Consider the following 17,888-nt stretch of genomic DNA (forward strand, 5'->3'; position numbering starts at 1 on the left):
TGATGGCTGGCTTTCAACCTCAGAAAACCGAACGCGACGGGTTCCTGCCGATCCGGACCAACGGCTTCGACAGGGGGTTCATCTCGGTCGTAATCCTGATCCTGGTGCATCTTCTCTGGATGCGCTTCCTGGAGGGCGTCTTGCCCCTGTGGGTGGCAACGGTGCTCTGCCTGGCACTGGCCGTATTCATTATCCGAAAGGGCTGAAAGACATGAGATCACTCGTTCTCGAACGAAAAGACGAACTGCGCATTCGCGACCTGGACCCCAAAGAGGTGCTCGGCCCCACCGACGTGCGCATCGCCATCAAGACCGTGGGTGTGTGTGGCTCGGACGTTCACTATTATACGCACGGCGCCATCGGCCCCTTCGTGGTGCGCGAGCCCATGATCCTCGGCCATGAAGCCGCCGGCATTGTCGAGGAGGTCGGCAGCGCCGTTCAGAACCTGAAGGTGGGTGACCGCGTTTGCATGGAACCCGGCATTCCCGACCCTCAAAGCCGCGCGTCGCGGCTGGGGCTCTACAATCTCGATCCCGCAGTGCGCTTCTGGGCAACGCCGCCGGTGCATGGCGTGCTGAGGCCGAGAGTGGTTCACCCGGCTGCCTTCACCTTCAAGCTTCCGGACAATGTGTCCTACGCCGCCGGCGCCATGGTCGAGCCGCTGGCAGTCGGCTTTCAGGCAGTATCCAAGGCGAAACTCACACCCGGCGCGGTGGCGTTGGTGACAGGCGCCGGACCGATCGGCATGGTGACAGCAATCGCGGCGCTGTCGGCGGGCTGCGCCAAGGTGATCGTCACCGATGTTGTCGATGAGAAGCTTGCCGTGGCGCGCAAGCTCGGCCCCGCCATCATGACCGTCAACGTCCGCTCGCAGGACCTGAAGAGTGTCATCGCCCGCGAAACCGACGGCTGGGGCGTGGATGTCGTCTTTGAATGTTCCGGCGCGGCCGGAGTGATCGCAGATACGGTGCATCACGGCTGCCCCGGCGGCGCCATCGTCTTTGTCGGTATGCCGCTGCAGCCGGTGCCGCTCGATATCGTCATCGCCCAGACGAAGGAACTGCGCATCGAGCACGTCTTCCGCTACGCCCATGTCTATCCGCGCATTGTCGCGCTGTTGGGCTCGAACCAGATCAACGTCGATGCGCTGATCACCGATACTTACGCCTTCGAGGATTCTGTCGAAGCGTTCGATTACGCCGTGCGGCCGAAGCCGTCTTCGGTGAAGATCCAGATCGAGCTCGGCAAGTAGCATGTACCTGCAGAAGTTGGATCTGAGCGGAAGGGTCGCGGTCATCACCGGTGCAGGACGCAACATCGGTTATGCCTGCGCTGATGCGCTGTCTGAAGCCGGCGCGCATGTCGTGCTGACCGATCTCGATGAAGAACACGGCCAGTCGGCCGTCTCGAAACTCGCCGCGATGGGCCGAAAGGCCGAATTCGTACGCCTCGACGTGACCGATTCCGGCGAAACCGACCGCGTCGCGGCGGCGATCGCTTCCAAGCATGGACGCGTGGACATTCTGGTGGCCAATGCCGGCGTTGCCGCCCACAGCCCGGCGGAGGCAATGTCCGATGCAGACTGGCTGAGGGTCGCAAACGTAAACCTCAACGGCGTGTTCTGGAGCAATCGTGCCTTCGGAAACCTGATGCTGAAGGCGGGAAGGGGCTCGATCGTCAATATCGGTTCTATGTCCGGCATCATCGCCAACCGCCCGCAGCCGCAAGCCGGTTACAACGCCTCGAAGGGGGCCGTTCATATGCTGACGAAATCGCTTGCGGCCGAATGGGCAGAGCGTGGCGTCCGCGTCAACGCCGTCGCACCGACTTATATCGCAACCGACATGACGAAGGCTGCGATCGAGAAGACCGGGTGGGACAAGGACTGGATGGACATGACGCCGATGAAGCGCATGGGCGACGTCGAGGAAATTGCGTCCGTCGTCCTGTTCCTGGCTTCCGATGCCGCCAGCCTGATGACCGGCAGCATTGTGGTTGCGGATGCGGGGTACACCTCATGGTGAAACTGCCCCCGCACCCGTCCCGAATGATCCGCGGCCTTGCCGCCACACTGACTGAGGATTGAGATATGGCGACGATCGAGCTCGACCAGGTTGACAAGCATTACGGCTCCTATCACGCACTGCGTAACATCTCGTTCGATATAGCCAACGGCGAGTTCGTCGTCCTTGTCGGACCCTCCGGTTGCGGCAAATCCACGCTGCTGCGATCGCTTGCGGGCCTTGAGGAGATCACCGGCGGTTCTATCAAGCTTGGCGGACATCGCGTCGATAACATCCCCGCCAAGGACCGTGACGTGGCGATGGTGTTCCAGAACTACGCGCTCTATCCGCACATGACCGTCCGGGAGAACATGGCCTTCGCACTGAAGTTGCGCGGCGAAAATCTTGCAGATCGCAACGCCAAGGTCGATAAGGCTGCCGAGATGTTGCGGCTCACGCCCTATCTCGACCGATATCCGAAGGCACTCTCGGGAGGCCAGCGACAGCGTGTCGCGATGGGGCGCGCGATGGTTCGTAACCCAAAGGCGTTCTTCTTCGACGAGCCCCTATCGAACCTGGACGCCGCCTTGCGCGTTGATATGCGTTCGGAGATCAAGGCTCTTCACCAGCGCCTCGGGGCGACATCTGTTTATGTCACGCATGACCAGATTGAAGCCATGACCATGGCAGACCGCATCGTCGTGCTTCGCGACGGCAAGGTGGAGCAGATCGGTGCGCCACTGGAGCTTTATGACAGACCGGCCAATACCTTCGTCGCCGGTTTCATCGGATCGCCGGCGATGAACATGCTGCCGGCCACGATTGATCTCTCTGCGAACTCCGCGCGGCTCGCCGATGGATCGGCCCTTCCCCTTCCGCAAGGTATCAGGGCAAGCAATGGCAAGGAGGTGATATACGGGGTCCGTCCTGATCAGTGGATACTGTCGCATGGCGATACGGGCGTGCCGGCGACCGTCGAGTTGATCGAGCCGACGGGTGCCGAAATTCTGTTGGCAGCCCAGTTGGCCGGCCAGCGTGTGTTATGCGCCTTTCGGGAGCGCCATGCGCTGAAGACGGGCGACAGAATACGGCTTAACGTCGATCCGGCCGCGGCTCATGTGTTCGACAAGCAAACCGACCAGAGACTGGCGTTCTGAGCAACAGGCATCGGGAGGTAGACCGTGTCGGACTTTACAGGAAAAACAGTCATCATCACCGGTGCTGGCAAGGGCATTGGTCGCGCCTGCGTTGAACTGCTCACGCAGCGCGGCGCGCGGATCGTCGCCCTGTCGCGCTCGCAGGCCGATCTGGATGATCTGTCGGCAAAATTCGGCGCGACCGTTATATCGGTCGATCTCGCGGACAATGCCGCGGCACGCACCGCCATGAAGACCGCGGGGCTGGCAGACGCGCTGATCAACTGCGCGGGAACCAACGTGCTCGAAAGCGTGCTCGATATGACCGAGGAAGGCTACGAGCAGGTGCTTGGCATCAACCTGCGGGCCGCGCTGATTTGTGCGCAGGAGTTCGCCCGGGCTCGCATCTCAAACGGTGGCGGCGGCGGGACGATCGTGAATGTCACCTCGATCGCCGGACATCGTGGTTTCGTTGATCATGTGGCTTATGCCGCCTCAAAGGCGGGACTGGAAGGCGCGACACGCGTCATGGCAAAGGAACTCGGCGTCCATGGAATCCGCGTCAACGCAGTGGCGCCGACGGTTACCATGACGGAGCTTGCCGCAAAGGCGTGGTCCGAACCGTCCAAACGTGATCCGATGATCGTTCGCCACCCGATGGCGCGTTTTGCAGAGGTCGACGACATCGCGCGTTCGATCGCACTGCTGATTTCAGAGGACGCGGCCATGATCAGTGGCGCAGTCCTGCCAGTCGACGGCGGGTTCCTTGCTGTCTGAAACCAAGAGCGAGACAAGAAGATGACAAAACCACTTGAAGGAAAGATCGCTGCGGTGACCGGGGCAGCGTCCGGTATCGGGCTGGCCACGACCCGTGCCCTGATCGATGCCGGCGCCAGGGTTGTGATGGTCGATTACAACAGACAGGCGCTCGAAACCTACGCCGCCGAGTTCGGCGACGCCGTCGTGATCCAGGTTACCGATCTTCTGGACGCCGCAAGCTGTGCGGCTATGGTTCCGGAAATCCTGGCAAAGGTCGATCACCTCGACATCCTGCACTGCAATGCAGGCTCGTACATTGGCGGGGACCTGATCGATACCGATACCGCGACAATGGATCGGATGCTCAACCTCAACATAAACGCCGTCATGAAAAACGTCCGCGACATCGCTCCGCACATGATTGAGCGCGGGACCGGGGACATTCTGGTCACTTGCTCCGTGGCCGGTCATGCGCCGATCCAATGGGAGCCGGTCTATTCCAGCTCCAAATGGGCGATTACCAGTTTCGTCCAGATCATGCGCCGGCAACTCAAAAGCCACGGCATCAGGGTCAGCCAGGTCTCCCCCGGCCCGGTCGTTTCTGCCCTGCTCGCAGACTGGCCTACGGAAAACCTTGAGAAGGCAAAAGCCAATGGCAGCCTGATCGAGCCATCCGAAGTCTCCGACGCCATCATCTTCATGCTGACCCGACCGCGAAACGTCACGATCCGGGACATGATTGTCTTGCCGACAAATTTCGACGTGTAGGTGAGGAATGCCAAGTCGGTGCGGAAGCTCAATTCCGGGCTTCACACCGTAAGCCTGCCATAACAAGCAAACGAAAGCGCCGGATTAAATTTTGTCGCGTAGGCTTTTCGTCGCTGCATCAAGTTGGTCAGAACGACACGACGGCCGCTTCGCGACGACCGATCAATTGCGCTAACCTCCGAAATGAACGCACAAAACTGCCGCGAGCCTTATGGCCGCCTCGCCGAAAACGTGAGGTCCGACAGCGGAAATTATTGCCGCTCGACCGCCCAGTTGACTGATGCCCAAAGCCAGGGCACAAAGGTGGCATCCACGGTCGCTCGCGATGGGAAAACAGAGGGAATTTCAAGCTCCTCCGCTAAACCGTTGAAATCACGTGAGAATCCAATACGCCCAGCTTAGCGAGGATTTCCGCCTCGACCGGTCCTGGACTCAGGATATTGACCCGGATGCGTCGCGACTTGAATTCGATCGCGCAGTTTTTTGCAAAGGCGGCCGTTGCTGCCTTTGAGCCTGCGTAGAGGGTATGTATCAGGAAGGACTTTCGGGCCGCGTACGAGCCTCTTTGCCCGTTACAGCCTTGTGGTCGGCTCACTCGCCGCCGCCATGCCCGAGGTTATGGCGACTGTTGGGCTGGACCAACTTACGGCGATCAAGCTGATGTTTGTTCTCTATGCCACTGCAGCGGCGACTGGCCGAGAGGCTTCGACTGCTCCAACGAGTGGTGAAAGATGCGTGGCGGAATACGTGCGTAGAAAAAGCCGCCGAGAAGCGCGTTCAATCGTCGTGAAGCTGGCAGATTTGTTTAGCCTCGACCCTTTGGCCGGAGTATTTGTTGTCCAGTCCTGGTGTTGATCAGGCTGATCCGCTTGGACAGCCGTGCGGCGACAGGGAAGGAGCAGGCAGACAGCACACCGGTCCAGAAGAAGAAGAAGATGCCCGCCTGGGAAAGCGAGAGGTCGAAACCCTCAAGGAGCCAGAGCGTCAGCAGCGGTCTCATACCCGCGCGGGGCCGCTCCTCATCTGCGCCGGACTGAAGATCGTCTACGATTTGCTGTTGCTTCTGCAGTTTCGACACGTCAAACCGCCTGAGGAAGATTGATAGGGCGACACAAACCTCTATCGACGAAGCGCCTCTCGGGCCGCAGGCATATGCGACCAAGGTTTTTACGGTCGGAGAGCTGCGCTGTCATCTCTTACGCGCAGCGGAGGTCGACATGACGCGAACTTTCTTGAACACATGAAGCGCCGGATGTTTCTTTTTGATACGGCGGATTGCCTGGCAGGAATGGCGGCCGTGACGGCGCTGCTCTCGTGCCATGTCGAGCAGTATGCGAATGCTGCTCAAACAACTAACGACGACCCACGAGTGCGCACCGAACGGGCGGCTATCGATACGGATTGGGGTAAAATTGACTGCTATCTGGCCCGACCGGCCAACACCGGGCCTCATCCCGGTGTTATTGTGGTCAGGACAAGTTGGGTCTGACACCGCACTTCGAGGCGGTCACAAGGCGCTTGGCAGGCGTGGGATTTATTGCGCTGGCGCCTGACCATGCTTCCCGCTTTGGTGGGACGCCGGCCGAAGTCGGACCGGCCCTTGAAACGGTGGGAATGGAGACCAGGTCGGGCACGATTGCCGATACCGAAGTTGCGTTGCTCTGGCTGAAATCCGACGGCCGGAGCTCCGGGAAGATTGGGACAATTGGCGTTGGGCTGGGCGCAACCGCAATAGACGACGTCGTCACCAAAGGGACTGCTCTCAATAGCGCGGTCATCTTCTATGGGCACCTGCCAGTTCCGGTCGAGGTGGGCGCAAAACGCCACTCCTGCTCAACCTCGCCGGCAGAGACCAGTTTGTAGATCCCGAGATTCCGGCGTTTGCCGCCGCGGTGAAGAAGACCGGCGTGAAGGCAAAGATTTTCACCTATCAGAACAGGGAGCGCGGTTTCGATGACGACAGCAACAGTGCGCACTACTATTCAGCCGAGGCAGCGAAGCAAGCCTGGTCCCGCACAATCGCGCTCCTGACGATGACCTTGATTAGTCGCCGCCTGCAACCTGCTGAATGTGAGCCGCTCGTTGATCGAATGGGTCACGCAATTTTCGGGTACCAGGCTGCTGGGATGGCGTATAAGCCGGTCCCTCGGCAAGAACGATTTACCTTGGATCAGCGGCCTGGTCCTTTGTCGAAGCCTGGGTTTCTGCTGTCTGTAGAAGGACGAAAACAGCCTCATTATAGATTTCCAGCCGTCGCTGCTCACGGGCACTTAAGAGGCGCTTTTTTTCAGTGGCCGATAGGCGGTCGACACTTGGCAGTGCGGGATCCTCGTTCTCCACCAGATCAATCAACAGGTTGCGCATGACACCATTCAACTCTCTTAAATCCCTCAGTTCCACCATCGTCGATGATTTCAGGAGGCTGCGAGCGACGGCATCATCGATTGCCTGTTCAACAAAACGAGCTCTCGCCGCAAAATATCTTCCGATCACCACGGCACATGCAACAACACAGAGAGCAAGGATGACGTAGAACATAGGGGCCTCCAATCTCACCCTACATTGGGCGGCAGCATCGAACATTCAATACACCTGCAGGGAGCGACCGGACCAGGACTACAAAGCTGGGGTTCTGAGCTGAACCCTCTCACTCGATCAATGCCGATCGCGGTCCACAAAGATCTTCATTCGGAGCCTTCATGAGCGGACTTCCGCACGGACTAACTCACGCTTCATCGTGTCCCCCTAAAGCAAATCATGGAGGTCGGCATCGAGCTGGGGGTAACTGGTATTATTGTGTTTCCCCGTGGCGTGCGCGAAAACTGGCGGTAAAGCAAATCTACTCGACGTCCATTCAGATTGATTTGAAATGCCCCCGCCAGGCTCCTTTTTGATGCCCAACGGCCTCAACCATAATATTCTCCGGGTACGAAACGTATATTCCGGAGAGTGTCCCGGTTGGGCTTTTGGTCGAGTGATGCATTCAAGCCCTGAATGTATATTCCGATATCCCATTGCGGCGGCAACTGGACACCGAAGCTGTTCTCACAGGGGCCGGAACTGAGTATCGTTGTCGCCAGATTTCAATGCCACGGCGGTAGTACTCGCTCAGACCATTTAACCATAGCGCCGCACTTTGCCTGGCGCCGAACAACAGGGTATCGAAACCTGCACACCTCAGTATTTCTTCTTGCTGGCGATCTTGTTGCCACGTGGTCCGCTGACCACCGGCGTCCGGTCGCGGTTTTCTGCAAGCAGGCTTCGCCAGCGTTCCAGGCGATCGGCGGCCACGGCACCGCTTGCGACAGCTGCCTGAACGGCGCAGCCCGGTTCATGGGTATGAGTGCAATCGCGAAAACGGCATCGTGGTGCCAACTCGGCTATTTCAGCAAAAAGAGTGTCAATTCCATCGGTAACATCACTGACGTAGAGTGTCCTTATTCCTGGCGTATCAATAATCCAGCCGCCGCCTGGAATGGCATGGAGCGATCGTGCCGTCGTGGTGTGCCGGCCTTGCGCGTCATGTTCGCGGATGGTCCCGGTTTTCTGCCCTGACTGGGATGCGGCCCCCGTCATGGTGTTCACCAGCGTTGATTTTCCGACGCCGGAAGATCCCACTACCGCCACCGTCTGGCCAACGCCGCACCACCGCCTCAACATCGAAACGGGGTCGGCCGAGCGCGCATTCAGGGCAACGACGGGCAGGTCACGTTGCAGAGCCTTGGCTTGCTCCACAAATATGCCAGCGTCGTCGGCGGTGTCAGCCTTCGTCAGCACAATGACCGGATTACTCCCCGCTTGGTTGGCCATGACTAAATAACGTTCAAGCCGGGCAAGATTGAAATCGGCATTGCACGAGGTCGCTATCAACAGGCTATCCACGTTGGCCGCAACCAGTTGCTGACCATGTCCGCCCTCAGAGCGACGTTGAAACACGGTTTTTCGGTCGAGACGGCTTACAAGCATGCCCGTCAGCGGATCGGCAAGGACCCAATCGCCTACCGCGAAGTCAGCAGTGTTCATATTGGGCGGAAGTTCCAGCCCGATGGGTCCGCTGACGTCGATTGCGTCGATGCGTGCCCGGTGGACCGAAGCCACGCGTCTAGGAACGAGATCCACCTCGCTGGGCTTAACCTGATCCGCGAAGAACTCCGACCATCCAAGCAGTTCCAGTGGCGAAGGAATGTGGGAACTAGGATCTGCATTGGGAAAGACCGGCATGCGCGCTCCGCAGGTTGAGATCGGAGGATTAAGAGGATTTCGAAGCACCTTATCGCGGCCGACCAGCTATTGCCACGGGATAATCGGTCCAATCTTCCTTCGTGATGGAGGCCCGTCGAAGGGCGAGTCCCTCGTGGCGAGGAGTCCACCATCAGTATCAGTGGTTCCAAGGAAAGGGCAAAGTGGGTCCGTGCAACGTAGATTGCATCGTACCTTTGCCCATATTGACTATGCGCTGTCATAACGCAAAGAACGCATGAGAGCCCCCTCCGGATTCCCTAGAGAGCAATATCTGAGGTTGCTAATACGATGTAAAAACCTGTTTGGAAGGTGAACATCCATCCTTTGGGACTGAAATGCTCTGGGTTCCTGCTCGATCGACATGCTTTGCGGGCCCCCCGCGAAAAGCACACCGACCAAAAGTGTCGACAGTCTTAACGAGCCGCTCATAACTCGGTCTCTCTATGAATCATCGCCAGCACGCACGCCGGACCATCATAGTCTCACGTCGCGCTCAGATAGACCCGAGAACAATAGGCAATCTCAGTTGCCAACGCTTCGCCAGCTTGCCACCGCGTTCGAGGTTATCGGATGCTCAAGAGGACTGGAATTGCCCTTTGGGGAATCTCCGATCCCCCGTCCAATCAATGGTAGAATAAATCGCGGATGACACTACACCGCTAGGCTGTTATTGTTCCACCGCTTTTGGGAAAAGCAAGATGGGCTCAAACAGTTTGCCAGGTCGAGTGCAGTATGCTGGCCTATGGCTGGTTGCGTCTTCGTGGCTTCTCTTAACCTGCTCTGCCGCGGCAGCCGGTCTGTCTTTTGCCAATCCTAGTCAGATCCCACGCGTTCTCATCCTATACCCTTACGATGAGAGGATCGCGGCAACGACTATTGCTGGTGAGGCGCTGCGCAACCGCTTACTCGAAGTAACAAAAAGCAAAATCGACCTGTTCTCTGAATTTTTGGATCTTTCGAGGTTCCCCGAAGCCGACCACGTCGATCGCATGGAACGATACCTCGCCGCGAAATATTCTGCTCGGCGCCCTGATGTGGTGGTGGCACTTGGAGAAGAGTCTGCGCGTTTCATAACCGAGAGCAGGGCTTCGATCGCACCTACGGCGAAGATTGTCGCGGCAGGTTTCGACACTTCTACTGCCAAGGACATCGGCCTGCCAGATGATGTCATCAGCGCGTTCACGACATTCGAGATTTTGAAGACCGCCGAAATGGCGCGTGCGTTGCAGCCCCGTGCGCGCCACCTCTTTATCATCGGCGGATCGTCTGATTTTGACCGGCGATGGTTGGCAACGGCTCGCGCCGATCTCGGCGAGTTCTCCAAATCATACGAAACAACATACCTGGAAGATTTAACCATCGAGGAGTTAGTCGAACGAACGTCTCATGTCCCGCCTGACAGCATCATTCTGGTGTTGTCGGTATTAAGAGACAGGGCAGGACGGAACTTCATTCCTCGCGAGGCGGTCAGGGAGATCGCGTCAAAAGCCAGTGCCCCGATCTATGGCCCCTATCAGACCTATCTCGACTACGGGGTCGTCGGGGGCAACACTGTAACCTTCGATAATCTGGGCCGAACGGTCGGGGATCTTGTCTTCGATGTGATAGCGGGCCGGCCGGTCTCGGATTTACAAGTGTCCCAGACAAACATCGTCGATGCCCGACAGCTCCGGCGTTGGGGGCTATTGGAGAAGAACTTGCCGCCTGGCGCCATTGAGATGCATAAGGAGAAAACGTTCTGGGAGGAGCACTGGCTCGCATCGAGCGGTGCGATTGGAATCGTCTTCATTCAGGCTGGTGTGATCTCGTTTCTGCTGATCGAGCGACGCCGTCGCCGAGAGGCGGAGAGGCGCTCGCGCCTTCACCTGCTCGAAGCGGTTCACCTCAACCAGTCAGCAACCGCTGGCGCCTTGTCCTCCTCCATCGCCCACGAACTGAACCAGCCCCTGTCTGCCATTCGCAACAATGCCGATGCCGCTTCCGTACTGCTCCGAAGCGAGAAGCCAGACCTGCAATTGATGCAGCAAATCTTGAAAGACATCCAGGACGACGACCAACGCGCGAGCGACATCATCAGCCGGATGAGGGGGCTGCTCAAGAAGAGGAGCGAGATCGAATGGCAGGAGTTCGATCTCAACGATGTCATGGCGGCCGCCGTTCGCATCATCCACGGTGAGGCAGAACGCCGTGGCATTATTTTGAAGGCAACAGAGCCGTCGGTTGAGCTGCCGGTGCGTGCCGACAGAATTCACGTGCAGCAGGTGGTTCTCAACCTCGCGACCAATGCGATGGACTCCATATTGGAGGGCGGTTCTGCAAAGAAAATATTGACGTTCGCGACAGGTCTTTCCAACGAGAAAGCCGCACTCTGTGTCGCAGATACTGGCAACGGCATTCCGGAAGAGCGCCTGTCTAAAGTCTTTGAACCCTTTTACACGACAAAGCAGGCGGGGACTGGTTTGGGCCTCTCGATAGCGCGCGCAATCGTTGAAACCTATGGCGGCACAATCGCAGCGTATAACAGGCCGGAGGGTGGGGCCATCTTTCGCATGGTCCTGCCCCTTTTCCGACGGAAGGAGCATGGCTGATGAAACCGGTTGTCCATATCGTCGATGACGACAGATCCTTCAGAACTGCAACGGCGAGATTGCTCACTGCGCATGGCCTCAAGGTCGAGGCCTATGAATCTGGCGATCAGTTCCTGGCATGCCTTCCAGACGGTGAGCCAGGGTGTGTTCTTCTTGACCTACAGATGCCAGGCAAACCTGGCTTGCAGGTTCAACGCGAGATTCGTGAGCGGGCGCCGCTTTGGCCAATCGTTTTTCTCACGGGAGAAGGGGACATAAGTGCCAGCGTCGAAGCGATGAAAGCGGGTGCGGAAGACTTTTTGGAAAAGTGTACGTCGGCAGCGGTGATGTTGGCGACGATCGAGCGAGCATTGTCGCTCTGCGAACGTCAGCGGGCGGAGTACGAGAATCTTCAGGAGCGACGGACTGTATTAGCGAGCTTGAGCACACGCGAAACTGAAGTTCTCGGGCTGGTCATCCGTGGAAAGCTCAACAAGCAGATGGCGTATGCACTTGGGATATCGGAACGGACCGTCAAGGTGCACCGCCATCGGATGATGGAAAAACTGGGTGTGAAGTCCGTCGCTGAACTCATTTCAATTGCAACGAGCCTAGGGGTTGTCGAGCCTAACCTCGACGGAAAGGGATCACCTGGCGGTCTCTCCCTTTGAGGAGAGCCACTGGCGCAAAGTAGCTGCGTAGGACGAAACGTCCCGAGCTTGTAGACCAGCAAGGAGGTGTCATCTGTCTGAGCTTTCATCCGCCTCAGCGCTTACAAAGCCATGCCTCACGCGAGAAACAGCGCGATCGATTGGTCGTCCAGCAGTGTCGGTATCAACGAGATTTGTCGGCTAAATGGCCAGGCTCCTACCCTTTAGGGCAATATCAATCAGACACCAACCCGCCTATTGTGGTGGAACTCGCGTATCTCATATAGTTACGAGCGGGGCCCGAGATGGGAAAGCTGCGCCACACGATCGCTGTTGTAGATGATGATGCAAGCATAAGGCGCAGCATCGGACGACTCCTCAACGCCTATGGCTTTGTCGCGACGGAATATGCGTCTAGCGAAGCCTTCCTCGGTCACTATGAAGGCACCGATGCGGCCTGTCTTGTGCTGGACATCGATTTGGACGGTGGTATCTCCGGCATGGAGTTGCAGCGCAGGCTGAAAACGGCAGGGTCGAACCTTCCAGTCATCTTTATCACGGCGCTCGAAGACCATCGTTTGCAAGCAGAGGCCGAACGGGTGGGCTGCATCGCATATTTGCGGAAGCCGTTTGCAGGATCCGATCTCATCGCGGCGATCAATAAGGCATTGGGGTCGTGAGCACAACGTGCGGAAATGATCTGCTTTTGTCGCCGGCTGGGAGATGGGCAAGACTTCGTGGAGTAGTCGTCGCGGAGTGCGGAGCTCTACGGATGACTCCCGCAACTCGCTGACAAGAGAACTGGGGTGACGATTTGAGAGCGTGAGCAGAACTTCTCCTCCGCTCAAGTTCTTTACCTATTAACCTGGACGCACGCTGTAGGATCAAGCGTTGCCTAGTACAGATCCGTACGAGCCCGGCGCCGGCACCTTGCCCGCGGCCGGGCTTTGTTCGGAACCTTACTGGCGTCGCACTAGTTTCCCGTCAGCAGCCCCACTCTGGCAGGCTGCGAATCCGGCCTCCAGTCCTCTGGCAAGCCGGCGGGGCCCGGCTTTCCTAGTGCCGGGCCTTCGTTGTGCGCAAGCACGAACAGGGGCTCACTTCGCCAATTCTTTTCGAAGTATTCGCATTTTCAAAGCCGTTTTGTGAGCGCTCCTGTCGAATTAAGACCTTAAGGTGGGGCGTCCAATATAACGCATGCGAACCCGGCCAACCTAACCATCCCGCTCGTGCACGATAGTCTCACCTGGCCGAAGACTTTGGCAGGAGCGGATGACGTCGAGTTCGGGGACTGCCTGAGAAGATGGTCAGGCAAGTCTTCCGGCTTACGGAACAATCTAGTCCCGGTTCGGTTTAGTCAACATCCCTAGTGGAGGCGACCATGTGGCCAATCCTTATAGGCGCCGCTTTCGTAATTGGCGGCGTGCTGTTGCTCTTCCGGCCAGTGCTAGACAGACGTGCGAGTAATCCGCATCGAACGCCGCAGGGTGACGCAACGTTAGAACCACCCCGCCAAGGCCTTCGGTTCCTCGGTCTAGCGAAGAGCTGGTTAGCGTTGGCCGCTATCGTGGTTGGAGCGCTTCTTCTGGCCTTTGGCCACTACCTCTGACAAATGTTCTCGGCGGCGCGGCGATTTATTCGCAGTTTGGCTTTGTCCGTCCCAAAATGGGAGACCTGTATCCAGTCCTGCTAGAGCAGGTGTTTCTCGTCTCTACATTGGAGCCCTGGTACAGGAATGAAGCGAATCACTGACTACGAGGACCCGACCGCCTCACGGTTTTGGGGCCTCCAGCTGGGCTTGAACCTGCGTCTGCGTATTCTTCCACCCTTTTGGCGCGCCTTCCGGCAAGATCTCCGGCGTCGTGAAGTAAACACCGTCCGGGGTTGGATTGGGAGTGGGGGTCACCGCTGACTGCGGTGAGCCCGCAATTCCAGTCAGCAGCTGAACGCGCGCCAGCATCGCGAAGTCCTCGTGCACCGTGTTGTGGCAATGGTTCACATAAGACCCACCAAACTCGCCGAACTGGATCTGGAAGGTAACGCTGCCGCTTTCACCAAGTCTCCAGACATCCTTTCGCTGCAGATTCTCGGTCGGCCCCGGCGTCTGGCCGTTACGTAACATCGTTATGCCTTCCTCGAAATGCAGATGAATGGGATGATCCCATCCGCCGCCGCCATTCTTGTAGGTCCAGTGCTCCACCTCCCCGGCCTTCGGAATGAGGAGGGAAATCCTGTTGGCATTCATCGAGTGCGAGGACTCGCCATTGATGCGGATCGTCCAGGGGAAGCTCACGTACTCGCCGCAGTCCGGCGTGCAGCCGTTCGGTCCACGCGAGTCCCCGCTCCCCGACTTGCCGAATTCAACCATGCGCGTACGCACCGGCGTGACGATCGGGATCTGCTCCGTCAGTGTGGCTGGCACCTGGCTCTTGTCGGGATCGGTTGAGCGAAGAATGACACCCGGCACATCGACGCTTTCAACAGCACCGACAATTCGGAGCTCCAGCATTGGGCCCACGACTGGATCGTCAGGGGTACCCTTCAAAGCCTTCGAAAGACTGAACTCTTCCTTGAGGCGTCGCCCGTCTTCGTGGCGCACATGATTGACCACCTTGATGCGGTCGCCGATCTTGAAGCCAGAGAAGTCGACAATGAAGTCATAGCGCTCGCCCATGCCCTGCACTGGCAGAGCCGGCATCCTAATCGGACTGACAACGAGGTTGCCGTCATTGGCGATGAACGTGATGGGGACTGGATTGCCCTTCGCATCCGCCAGACCGAGCTTCAGGAAGCGTGACATGCAGGCATTCAAGGCACGGAAGCGATACTTGCGCGGCAGCACCTCGAAGAAGGGTGCGAACCCGAAATTAACGAGGGGTACGTCGCCAAGCATGCCGTCGGTGTCGAAGATGTCGAAATAGAGTTGGCCGCCGGCATCGCAGGCGCAATCCGAAAAGATCAGATTGACGTCGAAGTCGGTATTTCCCCATCCAAGCAGCTTGCCGCTCGGTAGACGCAGATTGACGCCATCCGACAGCTCCTCGTTGCCGCGATCCGGACCGCTGTAATAGTTGATCGCTCCGAGATTGCCCTTGTAGACATTTTCCGCGGTGAAGAAGAAGCGGTGGTCATGTGCCCACATCGATCCCTGCAATTCGCGGAAGTCGCCGGCAACGTTGAAAAGGCCGGTATTGTCGTCGGGACCGGAGGCGCGCCGGTCGCCAGCCTGGGTGTTGATCTTGTCCCGCCGCGCCAGCGCCGTGCTCCAGCGGTAGTCGTAGAACGTGCCCGGGAAATGATGGACGTTGGCGGCCCCGTCGCTTTCCGCGCCATTGTGGGCGTTGTGGAAATGCAATTGCGTTTCGTTGCGCCCGAAACCGTTGTTTTTCGCCCGGTCGGTCGGCAGATCATTGTATATCCGCGTGACAATAGGCTCGCCGTAGCGACCCTTGATCAGGAATGGCGGCAAGCCGCATTCGCCGCCTCGACCTGACGCATAGGTCCAGCAGCTATCCGGATGCTGAAGCGGAAAATTGTCGTGGAAATAGCCGCCGGATCCCTGTGCTACCTGACCAAGCCGCATGATGTAACCGGCCTTAGGAAAGAACTCGTCCCACCGCTGGTGCGCAAAGACCTCGCCGGGCGGCCGCCCTTCGATCGGTCCGCGATAGGTAAGCGGATTGATGAAGTCCCTGTTGGTTGGATCGGCGGAAAATTCAGTGTGATAGGAAAGGCGCTTAGCCGGCCGCTCACCAAGGCTCGCCGGAAACGCCGCGTGCCCTTCGGCGGTGCGGGTCATTGGCAGAGGTTTCAGATGGTTCAGCCTGTGCATGGGCTGCGTAAACTTCTGGATGCCGAACAGCGGCGTTCTTGGCGTGCCTGTCGGAACCGCCGCATAGGCGCTTTTAGCAAACGGGCTGAGGCCGTTCTTACAGGCCAAGTATCCGCCTGCAGTAAAGATGCCCCACCGCAGCAACTCTCGGCGTGTGACCTGCCCCTGGTTTAGCGCCCTAATGATTTCGGCGCGATTGTCACGTGCAAGTTGCGCTTCTCTCTGCCTGATTCGAGATGCATTGGTAAAAATATACATTCGACCTGCCCCTAATCAAATGTAAGAGAATTTGGCAACGTAAGATAGTGACGCGAGTGTACTCAGTAAAGGCCAAAATAGCAAACATAGACGGAGCAGAAAAGATATTGGGTAGTATCGTGAGAAGCAGAGGTTAGAGGGATGCTTACTCGTCGAATACTGATACAGAAGTCTGATTATTGGGTGCTATCGCCAATCTTTAGAGTATTTTGTACAAAGCAGTTAAGACTGATGGAGCAGGCTATCTGATCTCTCAAATGTCTGCGTGCAGTCGCAAAGACTGCAGACTGGAAGCCCGAGAAGGTAGAGTCTAACGATCTCTGAATGCTTGTGAAAGCTAAAATCGTTAGTCGAAAATACCGGCGAGGGACGGTATTTTGAGGCACGGCTGATCGGGCTGGCGGTGCCTTGATATTGCGCAAACCAGTCAGCTATCGGAGGAGGAAATTCTCCGGGAAGGTCGCTTTGAGCTGGTGGGTATGGTCGCGTCACCGTCCAAGGCTGATACCTCCACTTGGGGCCTCGGCCGAACCAGATTGAGCGTAACGCGCAAAATTGTAGAGCTCCGTGTTGAACCTGGCGGCGCTTTCCAGAAAGGGAGCGTGCCCTGTCCTCGGATACCACGATGCGGTGGCTGCAGGGCATACCGCAAGAAGATGCCGCCCCATGGCCGGTAGGATTACAGTGTCCGCTTCGCCGTGGGTCATAAGGACCGGCACATCAATCCCCGCCAGCACATCATCATTGTCGATCTCGCGCCTCAGAAGCGCAGCCCGCACTTTCGCGGGCACGACCATGTTCGAGGAAAGAGCAATCTCAAATTCCTCGGCCGGCAGTTGCGAGTAGGTGCACCCGCGCACGAAATTGCGGATTGCTTCGATGTTGCGGGGAAGGTCGTCGCTGGTAGCACCGATGACATGATCCAGGAAGCCGGGGCCGATCAACGTACCGAAGGCCGATTTGTTTAGCGTAATTGCTCCGCCCACAAAGTTTATGCCGGCAATCGCAGCGGTTCCATGGACGCGGAGATAGTCGCAGATGACAAAGCCGGCATAGGACCAGCCGACAAGGACTGGAGTCCTGAGATCCAACTGATTGATGACAGCGGCGACATCGCCGCCCCAAAGCTGCGGTTCCGTATAATGTTCCGCTCCAAGAGGAGCGTCTGACATGCCGTGGCCGCGTAGGTCCAGAGCTACGAGGCGAAAATCGTTGCCAAGCGCGCTTTCATACTGGTTTTTCCAACACAGATGGTTCTGAGACCACCCATGGATAAAGAAGATAGACGGCGCGTCTTGGTTTCCCCATTCGCGAACGTGCAGACGCAATCCTCCACCACCAACTATATTGTGAACCTGCATTGTCCTGCCTCCCTGTGAGCGTCGAATTAAGTGTGACGCGTGCCCGTAAGAAAGGGCGTTGGAGGAACCGTTTAAAATGTTGGACCATGCGTTGAAAAAGCCCCCACAGCCTGCAATGCTTCGAAGCTCGAAGCTCGAAGCTCGAAGCTCGAAGCTCGAAGCTCGAAGCTCGAAGCTCGAAGCTCGAAGAGCAAAGGCGCTATGCTGTTTCGACGACGAACCGCCTTAGTTCGCGAACAAATTGCTCAAAGGCAGGTTCGTGTCCGAGAAGAATGTGGTTGGCGCTATCGAGATCGACAAATCGTGCTCCGG

16 protein-coding genes and 3 pseudogenes are annotated in these 17,888 nt (G+C 57.8%); 13 read left to right on the plus strand and 6 right to left on the minus strand.

Annotation, left to right across the window (positions count from 1 at the left end):
- Positions 1-2 precede the first annotated feature (2 nt).
- From RGCCGE502_RS18980 to RGCCGE502_RS19005, 6 genes are all read left to right on the plus strand, one after another.
- Positions 3-206, plus strand: a complete 204-nt coding sequence (locus tag RGCCGE502_RS18980; protein ID WP_425327257.1) for a DUF2160 family membrane protein — start codon at positions 3-5, stop codon at positions 204-206.
- Between the two features lie 5 nt (positions 207-211).
- A complete protein-coding gene (locus RGCCGE502_RS18985) occupies positions 212-1,252 on the plus strand; it encodes an NAD(P)-dependent alcohol dehydrogenase (protein WP_016555806.1) in 1,041 nt (346 codons plus the stop codon).
- A gap of 1 nt (position 1,253) precedes the next feature.
- The gene (locus tag RGCCGE502_RS18990; protein ID WP_016555807.1) at positions 1,254-2,024 is read left to right on the plus strand and encodes an SDR family NAD(P)-dependent oxidoreductase; all 771 of its coding nucleotides are present in this window, start codon (positions 1,254-1,256) and stop codon (positions 2,022-2,024) included.
- 65 nt (positions 2,025-2,089) lie between these two features.
- On the plus strand, positions 2,090-3,160 hold the full coding sequence (locus RGCCGE502_RS18995) for an ABC transporter ATP-binding protein (RefSeq protein WP_016555808.1): 1,071 nt from the start codon (positions 2,090-2,092) through the stop codon (positions 3,158-3,160).
- Between the two features lie 24 nt (positions 3,161-3,184).
- The gene (locus RGCCGE502_RS19000; protein ID WP_016555809.1) at positions 3,185-3,916 is read left to right on the plus strand and encodes an SDR family oxidoreductase; all 732 of its coding nucleotides are present in this window, start codon (positions 3,185-3,187) and stop codon (positions 3,914-3,916) included.
- 21 nt (positions 3,917-3,937) lie between these two features.
- Complete coding sequence (locus RGCCGE502_RS19005; RefSeq protein ID WP_016555810.1) at positions 3,938-4,666, plus strand: SDR family oxidoreductase; 729 nt, start codon at positions 3,938-3,940, stop codon at positions 4,664-4,666.
- 379 nt (positions 4,667-5,045) lie between these two features.
- Here RGCCGE502_RS19005 and RGCCGE502_RS35495 read toward each other — a convergent pair.
- Together RGCCGE502_RS35495 and RGCCGE502_RS36690 are read right to left on the minus strand one after the other, a co-directional pair.
- A pseudogene (locus RGCCGE502_RS35495) lies at positions 5,046-5,225 on the minus strand (SDR family oxidoreductase); the annotation flags it as partial.
- Positions 5,226-5,513: 288 nt separating this feature from the next.
- Positions 5,514-5,666: pseudogene (locus RGCCGE502_RS36690) on the minus strand (MFS transporter); the annotation flags it as partial.
- A gap of 252 nt (positions 5,667-5,918) precedes the next feature.
- Between RGCCGE502_RS36690 and RGCCGE502_RS38055 the strand changes: the two are divergent.
- The 3 genes and pseudogenes from RGCCGE502_RS38055 to RGCCGE502_RS38770 form a co-directional block, all read left to right on the plus strand.
- On the plus strand, positions 5,919-6,155 hold the full coding sequence (locus RGCCGE502_RS38055; protein ID WP_016555812.1) for a hypothetical protein: 237 nt from the start codon (positions 5,919-5,921) through the stop codon (positions 6,153-6,155).
- A gap of 38 nt (positions 6,156-6,193) precedes the next feature.
- Complete coding sequence (locus tag RGCCGE502_RS38060; protein ID WP_280114300.1) at positions 6,194-6,529, plus strand: dienelactone hydrolase family protein; 336 nt, start codon at positions 6,194-6,196, stop codon at positions 6,527-6,529.
- An 8-nt stretch (positions 6,530-6,537) separates the two neighbouring features.
- Positions 6,538-6,639, plus strand: a pseudogene (locus RGCCGE502_RS38770) (dienelactone hydrolase family protein); the annotation flags it as partial.
- 187 nt (positions 6,640-6,826) lie between these two features.
- Here the strand turns inward: RGCCGE502_RS38770 and RGCCGE502_RS19020 are convergent.
- Together RGCCGE502_RS19020 and rsgA are read right to left on the minus strand one after the other, a co-directional pair.
- Complete coding sequence (locus RGCCGE502_RS19020; protein WP_019280147.1) at positions 6,827-7,204, minus strand: hypothetical protein; 378 nt, start codon at positions 7,202-7,204, stop codon at positions 6,827-6,829.
- 639 nt (positions 7,205-7,843) lie between these two features.
- Positions 7,844-8,887, minus strand: coding sequence for a ribosome small subunit-dependent GTPase A (gene rsgA, locus RGCCGE502_RS19025; RefSeq protein ID WP_016555815.1), 1,044 nt, complete (start codon positions 8,885-8,887; stop codon positions 7,844-7,846).
- A gap of 719 nt (positions 8,888-9,606) precedes the next feature.
- On the opposite strand from rsgA, the gene RGCCGE502_RS19030 reads away from it, so the two are divergent.
- From RGCCGE502_RS19030 to RGCCGE502_RS38065, 4 genes are all read left to right on the plus strand, one after another.
- Positions 9,607-11,496, plus strand: a complete 1,890-nt coding sequence (locus RGCCGE502_RS19030; RefSeq protein ID WP_016555816.1) for a sensor histidine kinase — start codon at positions 9,607-9,609, stop codon at positions 11,494-11,496.
- On the plus strand, positions 11,496-12,146 hold the full coding sequence (locus tag RGCCGE502_RS19035) for a response regulator transcription factor (RefSeq protein ID WP_016555817.1): 651 nt from the start codon (positions 11,496-11,498) through the stop codon (positions 12,144-12,146). Before RGCCGE502_RS19030 ends, RGCCGE502_RS19035 begins: the two co-directional genes overlap by 1 nt.
- Positions 12,147-12,430: 284 nt before the next feature.
- Positions 12,431-12,805 carry a response regulator gene (locus RGCCGE502_RS19040; protein WP_016555818.1) on the plus strand — a complete coding sequence of 125 codons (375 nt, stop codon included), beginning with the start codon at positions 12,431-12,433 and terminating at the stop codon, positions 12,803-12,805.
- Between the two features lie 701 nt (positions 12,806-13,506).
- A complete protein-coding gene (locus RGCCGE502_RS38065; protein ID WP_016555819.1) occupies positions 13,507-13,734 on the plus strand; it encodes a hypothetical protein in 228 nt (75 codons plus the stop codon).
- Positions 13,735-13,896: 162 nt separating this feature from the next.
- Here the strand turns inward: RGCCGE502_RS38065 and RGCCGE502_RS19050 are convergent, their stop codons facing one another.
- Both RGCCGE502_RS19050 and RGCCGE502_RS19055 read right to left on the minus strand, forming a co-directional pair.
- Positions 13,897-16,065 carry a multicopper oxidase family protein gene (locus tag RGCCGE502_RS19050; protein ID WP_019280148.1) on the minus strand — a complete coding sequence of 723 codons (2,169 nt, stop codon included), beginning with the start codon at positions 16,063-16,065 and terminating at the stop codon, positions 13,897-13,899.
- A 638-nt stretch (positions 16,066-16,703) separates the two neighbouring features.
- A complete protein-coding gene (locus RGCCGE502_RS19055; RefSeq protein ID WP_016555821.1) occupies positions 16,704-17,576 on the minus strand; it encodes an alpha/beta fold hydrolase in 873 nt (290 codons plus the stop codon).
- Between the last annotated feature and the right edge of the window lie 312 nt (positions 17,577-17,888).

Source organism: Rhizobium grahamii CCGE 502 (genome assembly GCF_000298315.2).
In the GTDB taxonomy this organism is placed as follows: domain Bacteria; phylum Pseudomonadota; class Alphaproteobacteria; order Rhizobiales; family Rhizobiaceae; genus Rhizobium; species Rhizobium grahamii.